General features: G+C 46.8%; 8 protein-coding genes. All 8 read left to right on the top strand.

The window, feature by feature from the left end:
- Positions 1 to 143 precede the first annotated feature (143 nt).
- Positions 144 to 455: a DUF433 domain-containing protein gene (locus tag AC3A14_RS23120; protein WP_318701903.1), complete on the top strand. Its 312-nt coding sequence runs from the start codon at positions 144 to 146 to the stop codon at positions 453 to 455.
- Positions 456 to 806 (top strand): DUF5615 family PIN-like protein, encoded by a 351-nt coding sequence (locus AC3A14_RS23115; RefSeq protein WP_318735760.1) that lies wholly within the window; start codon positions 456 to 458, stop codon positions 804 to 806.
- 58 nt (positions 807 to 864) lie between these two features.
- Positions 865 to 1,107 (top strand): hypothetical protein, encoded by a 243-nt coding sequence (locus tag AC3A14_RS23110; protein ID WP_318735757.1) that lies wholly within the window; start codon positions 865 to 867, stop codon positions 1,105 to 1,107.
- 193 nt (positions 1,108 to 1,300) lie between these two features.
- The gene (locus tag AC3A14_RS23105; protein WP_318735755.1) at positions 1,301 to 3,709 is read left to right on the top strand and encodes an endonuclease MutS2; all 2,409 of its coding nucleotides are present in this window, start codon (positions 1,301 to 1,303) and stop codon (positions 3,707 to 3,709) included.
- Positions 3,710 to 4,108: 399 nt separating this feature from the next.
- On the top strand, positions 4,109 to 6,415 hold the full coding sequence (dnaK, locus tag AC3A14_RS23100; RefSeq protein ID WP_318701909.1) for a molecular chaperone DnaK: 2,307 nt from the start codon (positions 4,109 to 4,111) through the stop codon (positions 6,413 to 6,415).
- 66 nt (positions 6,416 to 6,481) lie between these two features.
- Positions 6,482 to 7,477, top strand: coding sequence for a DnaJ C-terminal domain-containing protein (locus AC3A14_RS23095; RefSeq protein WP_318735753.1), 996 nt, complete (start codon positions 6,482 to 6,484; stop codon positions 7,475 to 7,477).
- Between the two features lie 27 nt (positions 7,478 to 7,504).
- Positions 7,505 to 8,593 carry a HindVP family restriction endonuclease gene (locus AC3A14_RS23090; protein ID WP_318735750.1) on the top strand — a complete coding sequence of 363 codons (1,089 nt, stop codon included), beginning with the start codon at positions 7,505 to 7,507 and terminating at the stop codon, positions 8,591 to 8,593.
- A gap of 21 nt (positions 8,594 to 8,614) precedes the next feature.
- Positions 8,615 to 8,907: DNA cytosine methyltransferase (locus AC3A14_RS23085; protein WP_487779186.1), on the top strand; the 293-nt coding region annotated here is incomplete at its 3' end.

The raw sequence follows: 8,907 nt of genomic DNA, 5'->3' as shown, positions 1-8,907 counted from the left end.
AGCAAGAAAAGCCGTCCTAAAAGGACGGGGTTTTCAACACATTTTTCTGATAAAATAAGCCTTCAGTTTGATCGCATCGCATCGCCTCCCCCAAGGAGGCTAGAATTCTGGTAACGCTGGCTATTAAGTAAAAAGTGAACCCTATGTTAACCGTAAGTTATCCACACATCGAAAAAAAAGAAGGTGAGGCGGCACGACTGCAACGGTTGCCTCGCATTAGAGTGGCACAAATTGTCATGGATTACTTAACTTATGGTTGGTCAGTCGAAGAAATTTGTCGCCAGCACCCTTATTTAAATCCAGCAGAAGCTCATGCTGCCATGGCATACTATTTTGACCATCAAGAAGAAATTGATCGAGCCATTGCCCAAGAATGGCAACAAGTCCAAGCAGATAGAGCGCAAGCACCCCAGTCACCTTTCTATACTCGGATGAAGGCTAAAGGGGTATTGTAAGTGGCTATTCGTTTATACATGGATGTTCATGTTCCTCAGTCCATTACCGATCAGTTACGTCGTCGTGGTATAGATGTGCTGACAGCATTTGAGGATGGAACTCAAGAACTTCCTGACGATCGCCTGTTAGCAAGGGTTACAGAACTAAAGCGCGTTCTTTTTACTCAAGATATTCGCTTTAGAGTTTTAGCTGAAAGTTGGCAAGCAGAAGGGAAACATTTTTCAGGATTAATTTTTGGTCATCAGCTTGGGGGAACAATTGGTCAGTTTGTCCAAGATTTAGAGTTGATAGCTCAAGCATCAGAGCCTGATGAATGGATAAACGGAGTTGAGTATATTCCCTTTAAGTGAAATTGGCACAATTAATTATTAGTGAGCTATACTCAATCAGTAGCATTTAATCTCTAAAATGAACAAGAAAAAATCTTCACCTCAAATTGCCTATCAAGCAGCAAAAATACTCAGCTCTGAAAAATCATCTGAGATCCAAAAGAAATTAGCTGCATCAGCTTTGTCACAAAGAGATCGGAGAAAACAGACAGGTTCTCAAATGGAAAATATTGCAGCTAAAGCCCTTCAGAGTAAGAAATACAATGAAACGACTAAAAGTTTAGCCGGCTCTGTACTATCTCAAGCGAAGAAAGGACGTTAGGTTTTAAACTTGTGCTGATTGGATAGTTTATTACTAGTAGTTAGTCTGGTTGATCTACCAACTCATCCTATCTATGGTATGAAATTATATTGTTTAGGAACCAGATCCTATCTCACTACCAGACCGATCGCCCGTCCCATTGCTTCAAAAGTCGCTACAATAATGTAGTATCGCGTTGAAGTATAGAACACGAGTGATCCAAGACGAAACCCTAGAGCTGTTAGAATGGTCGCGGTTGTGCGAGCATTTGTCTACGTTTGCCGCGACGAAAATGGGGGCGATCGCCGCCCAAACCTTGCCTATTCCCCAAACTCAAGCGGAAAGTTTAACCCTGTTGGCGCAAACCCAGGAAGTCTATACCCTAGAGCAAACCCTCACTACAGAGCTGCCGTTTGGGGGGATTCGGGATATTCGTACCATTGTCAAACGAGCAACGCTTAAAGGGGTGCTGTCTGGGGATGAACTGCTGGATGTAGCGAGTACATTGGCGGGGATGCGGCGACTGCGCCGGTTTATTGAGGAACAAGAAAATGTGCCGATTTTGTTGGAGTTGATTAGCACAATCCGGACTTATCCGGAATTAGAACAGGAGATTAATCACTGTATTGACGAACAGGGGAGAGTAGCCGATCGCGCCAGCGTGAAGCTCGGTAATATACGCCGTCAACTGAAAAACCAACGCGATCGCATTACGCAAACGCTGCAAAACCTCCTGCAACGCAAATCCCACGCTATTCAGGAGAATTTGATTACCCAACGGGGCGATCGCTACGTGCTGCCGGTGAAAGCTAACCACAAGGAAACCATCCCCGGTATCGTTCATGACTCGTCTACGAGTGGGGCAACCTTGTACATTGAACCCCATGCGATCGTTTCCCTCGGTAATGACTTGCGACAGTTGCACAAAGAGGAAAGTAAGGAAGAAGAATCCATCTGTCGCGCTCTCACGGAAAAAGTGGCGGAGGTTTACGATGATTTAGAACATTTAGTGGAGATTGCCACAATTCTCGATTTAGCCACTGCCAAAGCCAGATACAGCACTTGGTTACAAGCGAACCCCCCTCGGTTTACGGAATCCACAGAAATGATTGTTCTGCGGCAACTACGTCATCCCTTGCTGGTGTGGCAACAGCGCCACGAACAGGGACAAGAAGTGGTTCCGGTAACTGCATGTATTGAATCGCCGATCCGAGTTGTGGCAATTACGGGGCCAAATACGGGCGGAAAAACCGTTACTTTGAAAACCTTGGCGCTGGCAGCACTGATGGCGAAAGTCGGTTTATTTGTGCCAGCGCGAGAACCGGTGGAAGTGCCTTGGTTTAGCCAGGTTTTAGCCGATATTGGTGATGAACAGTCTCTAGAGCAAAGTTTATCAACGTTTTCGGGACATATTCGCCGTATTTGTCGGATTTTGGACTCGCTGGAAACCAACCCCTCATCTCTGGTGCTGTTAGATGAGGTGGGTGCGGGAACCGATCCCTCCGAGGGAACCGGGTTGGCGATCGCTCTCCTCAAACATCTCGCCACAAATGCCCAGCTTACCATTGCCACCACCCACTTCGGGGAACTCAAAGCCCTCAAGTATGAGGATGAGCGGTTTGAGAATGCCTCGGTGGAGTTTGACGAGGTATCTTTGCAACCCACCTATCGCCTGTTGTGGGGCATTCCGGGGCGCTCCAATGCCCTGACTATTGCTCGCCGTTTGGGGTTAAATCCAGAGGTGATTGAAGAAGCGCAACAGTGGGTAGGCAAGGGTTCCGAAGACGTGAATCGGGCGATCGCCGGTTTAGAAGCCGAGCGTCGTCGTCAGGAAACCCAAGTCCAAGAAACCTCCAGCCTCCTTTCAGAAACCGAACGATTGCACGAAGAAGTCGCACTCAAAGCCCAGCAACTCAAAGAGCGGGAACAGCAGTTACGCCAACAACAGGAAATCGAAATCCAAAAGGCAATTTCTCAAGCTAAAAAAGAAGTCGCCACAGCCATCAAACGCCTACAACAAGGCACTACAAACGCCCAAGATACCCGCAAAGCCACCCAGGAACTCGATCGCATTGCCGAGCAATATCTCCCCTCCAAAATCAATCCCCCCAAACCCAAACCCGGCTATAAACCGCAAGTCGGCGAACGGATACGCATCCCCAGTTTAGGACAAACCGGAGAAGTGCTACAAATCGACGAAGAAGGGCAAGAATTAACCGTACGCTTTGGGTTAATGAAAATGACCGTAGGATTAGCCGAAATTGAATCCTTAGACGGCAAAAAAGCCGAAGTTCCCACTAAGGAACTGAGCAAAAAAACAGTTACGGAAAAAGAGAAAACACCCCCTCCCAAACCCACTGCCCCAGTCATCAAAACCTCTCGCAATACCCTAGATATCCGAGGCTTGCGTGTCGTCACCGCCGAAGCCGAACTCGACCAAGGGATTACCAAAGCCTACAATGCCAATTGTACCAATGTCTGGATTATTCACGGCAAAGGTACCGGTAAATTAAGAGAAGGAGTCCATGAATTTCTGAGGAGCCATCCGCAAGTAGAGCGCTTTGAGTTAGCCGATCAAAAAAATGGCGGCACAGGCGTAACCATTGCCTATTTAATTGGGTGATGTATTTTGTCGATTCGATTGTCAATCGTTGGAGACGCTAAAATGAAACCTCTGATTAATGAAGCACAAATCATGGAAGATCTCGAACTTTTGAAAGAATGCGAATAGTCAGCTAGAGAACTCTATGAACTTTCCATCGCCTTCGCCAACCAATGCCAAGAAATAGTTAAAGAAGATTCTGCCATTGAGCCAAGCAAAACAACAGTTTCCGATCGCCACGATAGTTGAAAATCTGTCTAGGGAGAGGGGAGGACACACGGACGTGGAGATGGGGTTTTCCCTATTCCCTATTCCCTATTCCCTATTCCCTGCTACTTGCACTTCCAGAAGCGCGATACAATAAACTGATCGAAGAAAGCCATAATTTCCGTAAAGATAGACGAGGAAGAGACAGAATCCATGGGTAGAGTAGTCGGCATTGACTTGGGGACAACGAACTCAGTGGTCGCTATTATGGAAGGCGGTAAGCCAATGGCGATCGCCAATGCAGAAGGGATGCGGACTACACCTTCAGTGGTTGGCTTCAGTAAAGATGGCGAACTCGTTGTTGGCCAAATGGCCCGTCGCCAAGCCGTCCTGAACCCGCAAAACACCTTTTACTCCGTAAAACGGTATATGGGACGCAGATATGGAGAACTCAACACTGACTCCAAACGAGTCCCTTACACTATCCGGCGCGATGAAGTGGACAATATCAAAGTGAAATGTCCTCGGCTGAAAAAAGACTTTGCCCCGGAAGAAATTTCAGCCACGATCTTGCGGAAATTGGCTGAAGATGCCAGTCGTTATTTAGGGGAACCGGTTACCGGTGCAGTGATTACGGTTCCTGCATACTTTAATGATGCCCAACGGCAAGCGACCAAAGATGCGGGCAAAATTGCCGGCTTAGAAGTTAAACGAATTCTCAATGAACCCACGGCTGCTTCCCTCGCTTATGGGCTAGAGCGGGGAACGGCGCAAACCATTTTGGTATTTGACCTAGGGGGAGGAACCTTTGATGTTTCGATCCTAGAAGTTGGCGATGGAGTGTTTGAAGTTCGGGCTACCAGTGGGGATACCCAGCTAGGGGGCAATGACTTTGACCAAAAAATTGTCGATTGGTTGGCCGAACAGTTTTTAGAAACGGAAGGGGTCGATTTACGGCGAGATCGCCAAGCGCTGCAACGGCTGATGGAAGCAGCGGAAAAAGCGAAAATTGAACTGTCTGGAGTCACAGTAACCGAGATTAACTTACCGTTCATTACCGCTACCGAAGACGGACCCAAGCATCTAGAAACTCGGCTGACGCGATCGCAATTTGAAGACCTCTGTGGCGACCTCCTTTCCCGTCTCCGTCGGCCCATCAAACGCGCCCTCTACGATGCCAATCTTAGCCCCGTCCAAATCGATGAAGTCGTTCTCGTCGGCGGTTCCACCCGCATTCCCATCGTTCAACAACTCGTTCGCAGTTTCATCGACAAAGAACCCAACCAAAACGTTAACCCGGATGAAGTGGTAGCCGTTGGAGCAGCAGTTCAAGCCGGTATTCTCTCTGGCATTGTCAAAGATGTGCTGTTGCTCGATGTCACCCCCCTCTCCCTCGGGATTGAAACCGCCAGTGGGGTGATGAAAAAACTCATTCCTCGCAACACGACCATTCCCGTGCGGCGATCGGACATTTTCTCCACCTCCCAAGACAACCAAACCTTTGTCGAAGTCCATATCCTACAAGGGGAGCGAGAAATGGCCAGGGACAACAAATCCCTCGGTCGATTCCGACTTTCCGGCATTCCCCCAGCGCCTAGGGGCATCCCCCAAATTCAAGTCTCCCTCGACATCGATGCCAACGGTATTCTCCAAGTATCTGCCCTAGACCGAACCACCGGCCGGGAACAAGGCATTACCATTCAAGGAGCCTCCACCCTCTCCTCCGATGAAATCAACCAAATGATCCAGGATGCCGAACGCTATGCCCAGGTTGACCGGGAGCGCCGGGAACGGGTAGAAAAACTCAACCGCGCCGAAGCCTTAATTACCCAAGCCGAGCGCCAACTGCGGGAAGCCACCCTAGATTTTGGAATGCAGTTTGCCAACCAATACCGCCGCGATCTCGATCCAATTATCCAGGAACTGCGGGAATATTTGCGCCGAGGCGATGACCGAGGAATCGATCAAGCAGGAGCCGATTTACAAGATATTCTCTACGATCTCAATCGGGAAGTGCGCTTGCGGATGAGTGAAGAGGAAGACGATGGATTTTTAGGAACCCTGCGGCGCACATTCTTAGGGGATGATGAAGATGAATTCGATCGCCGCGAAAGTTACGATTATGATAGTCCAACCTATCAAACCAGGCGGGAATATACCCCCCCAGAGCGGAACTATCCCCCAGCGAGGAATTACCCGCCCGCACAGGATTATCCACCCCCACGCAACTCCCCACCTGGGCGAGACTATCCTCCAGCACGGGATTATCCACCCCCACGCAACTCCCCACGAGATCGAGACTATTCTTCAGCACGGGATTATCCACCCCCACCGGATTATCAACCGCCAGGCCGAGATTATCCCCCAACACGGGACTATCCGCCCCCCCGATCAAGGGAACCCAATCGACCGCCCATCCGGGACTCTCGCCGTCCTTCAGAACCCCCAAGCCGTCCAAGGTATAATCAATATAACTCCTATGATGATGAAGATTGGGGAGATGATGACGAATGGCTGTAAGCGGCGGTTTTCCCTATTCCCCATTCCCTATTCCCTATTCTCCCAGAACCCTAAGTGAACAAAACCATGCAAAACTTTCGGAACTATTATGAGATTCTGGGAGTTAGTCCTGATACCCCCACTGACGAGATTAAGCGGGTTTATCGCCGTTTAGCTCGTCAATATCATCCCGATCTCAACCCCGGTGATAAAGAAGCTGAGGAACGATTTAAGGATATTTTAGAAGCCTATGAAGTCCTCTCCGATCCCGGTAAACGGACGGAATATGACCAACTGAGCTTCTTTTTAAGAGCGCGGCAAAATAGCCGTAAACGCAATAGTGGCTCCAAGTTTTCTTCCGCAGAAATTGAGTATTTTAGCCAGTTTCCTACGTTCGATAGTTTTCTCGATAGCTTGCTCAACCGTCGTCGGGAAGTGAATCAGGGACAACCGACTGGAGAGAGATCGCGTCCAGTCGAACGGAATGCCGAAGCCTACACCCCCGGCCGCTCAAAGGTTTACAACACCGTCACTAGCGAATCCCGACCCATGAAACGGGATATCGAAGCGTTGTTAACCTTACCCCTAGAAAAAGCCTATCGAGGTGGAAAAGAGCGTATCCGTTTAGAAGATGGTCGCTCTTTAGAAGTCGATATGCCCCCCGGTATGGTGAGTGGGGAAAAAATGCGTCTGCGGAAGTTGGGTATGAATGGCGGTGATTTATACCTAAAAATCACCGTAGCCCCCCATTCTTTCCTACAAATTGCAGGGAATGAAATTTATTGTAAACTCCCCATTACTCCTGTAGAAGCCGTTTTAGCCGGACAAGTAGAAGTCCTTACCCTGGATGGGTTAGTGAAAATGAATTTACCCCCTGGGGTAAAAAGCGGTCAAAAATTACGGTTAGCCAATAAGGGATATCCCGATAACCGGGGAAGACGAGGCGATCAAGTGGTGGAAATTGAGATTCAGTTTCCTACCCAATTAACCCCAGAACAACGGGAACTGTATGAAAAATTGCGAGATTTAGAAGATAATCTGCGCGAACCTCTGTGGAAATCAGATGCCGAATCTTCAGATTAAGCTCAAGAGGGCAAGAATGTCTCTTCCATGAATCCCAATATTCCCAAACCCAGTCTATTTGGTCTTCAATATTCCAATCGAGATTTTACCCGCAAAGAAGCTTGGGGTAAAAATTGCTTTAATTCGTCTTTTCCTGCCTCCCTTTGTGCCTATTTGCATAGTCGTAATTTAGAGAGTATTTATCTAAAACTTAATTCCAGTTTAACCGTTGAGCATTCCACAATTAATACGGCCCAAGCTTACGGTCTAGTGCCCCTCTCAAACAATCTATTTTATGCCTTTGAAACCCAATTTACTCCTTATCAGCAGTATGTATTGGGTACGCTTCCAGGAGTAGATTTAGTGACCCAAGCACGAGATACAGGTAATTGTTTGCAAGCCCTGGAAATTAAGTTAACTGCTTTACCTGATAATTCCACTTGTGATTTAAACGAAGATGAGTATGGTTCTGAGCTGGTGATTAGACCAGACACTATTGTTTATTTAGCGTGTAGTTTTGCTCACATTCTCAAAAACCAACCTTGGTCACGGCCACAATTAATTAACGATCGTTTCTCTAAAATTCTTGATTGGACAGAACCTGAAACTATTATTCCCTATATTCCATTGATGATTGACTCTATTGATAGCCTCGTAACTCTGATTGCAGCCGATCAAACTCCTTTTTTAATGCAACCTATATGGAAAACTCAAGGAAAGTCACCAAAACTATCAGAACACTGTATGGATGTTTTTATATGGAGTAATTTGGCCTTCAGTCGATTATTTATAGATGCTGTCAAAACAGAAATTCAGAATTTCGGTCGAGTCCGATCAATTACCCGGCAAGCTCGGACTGTGATTTGGCTATTCAAAATGCTTGATGAAGCGATCGCCAAGGGGATTTTTGATTATCGAAAAATCATCGATTCTCTATCTTATAATACAAAAAATGATAAAGCTTTTGCCGTCAGTGGAAGATTTACACATGTTTATATGACATCAGAGGCTTTAACAAAACCGATAATTCACAAGCAGGAAATTACAAATATTATTTTAGGTGGGGGTCAAAACTTATTAAGTCCAGAAAGAAGACTGGATGCTATAATTTATAACTCTCCTAACCTATTTATTTAGTTAAAGAGTATCAATATGGCAATGAAAACAGTAGACTTATTTGCTGGATGTGGAGGAATGTCATTAGGATTTCAAAATGCTGGATTTAATCTAGTGGCCGGTTTTGACATCTGGAGAAAAGCAATACAAACCTATCAAGAAAACTTTGATCATCCTATTTTTGAACAAGATCTAGCCGATCTAGATGCTTACAAGATAGTGAGATATTTTCAGCCGGACATGATTATTGGAGGGCCTCCTTGCCAAGATTTCTCTAGTGCAGGAAAAAGAGATGAAAGTCTAGGCCGTGCAAATTTGACACTTAGTTTTGCCAA

The organism is Roseofilum sp. (assembly GCF_982964205.1).
Note: the sequence above shows the minus strand (reverse complement) of the source record. Positions and strands in the feature narration are given on the sequence as shown.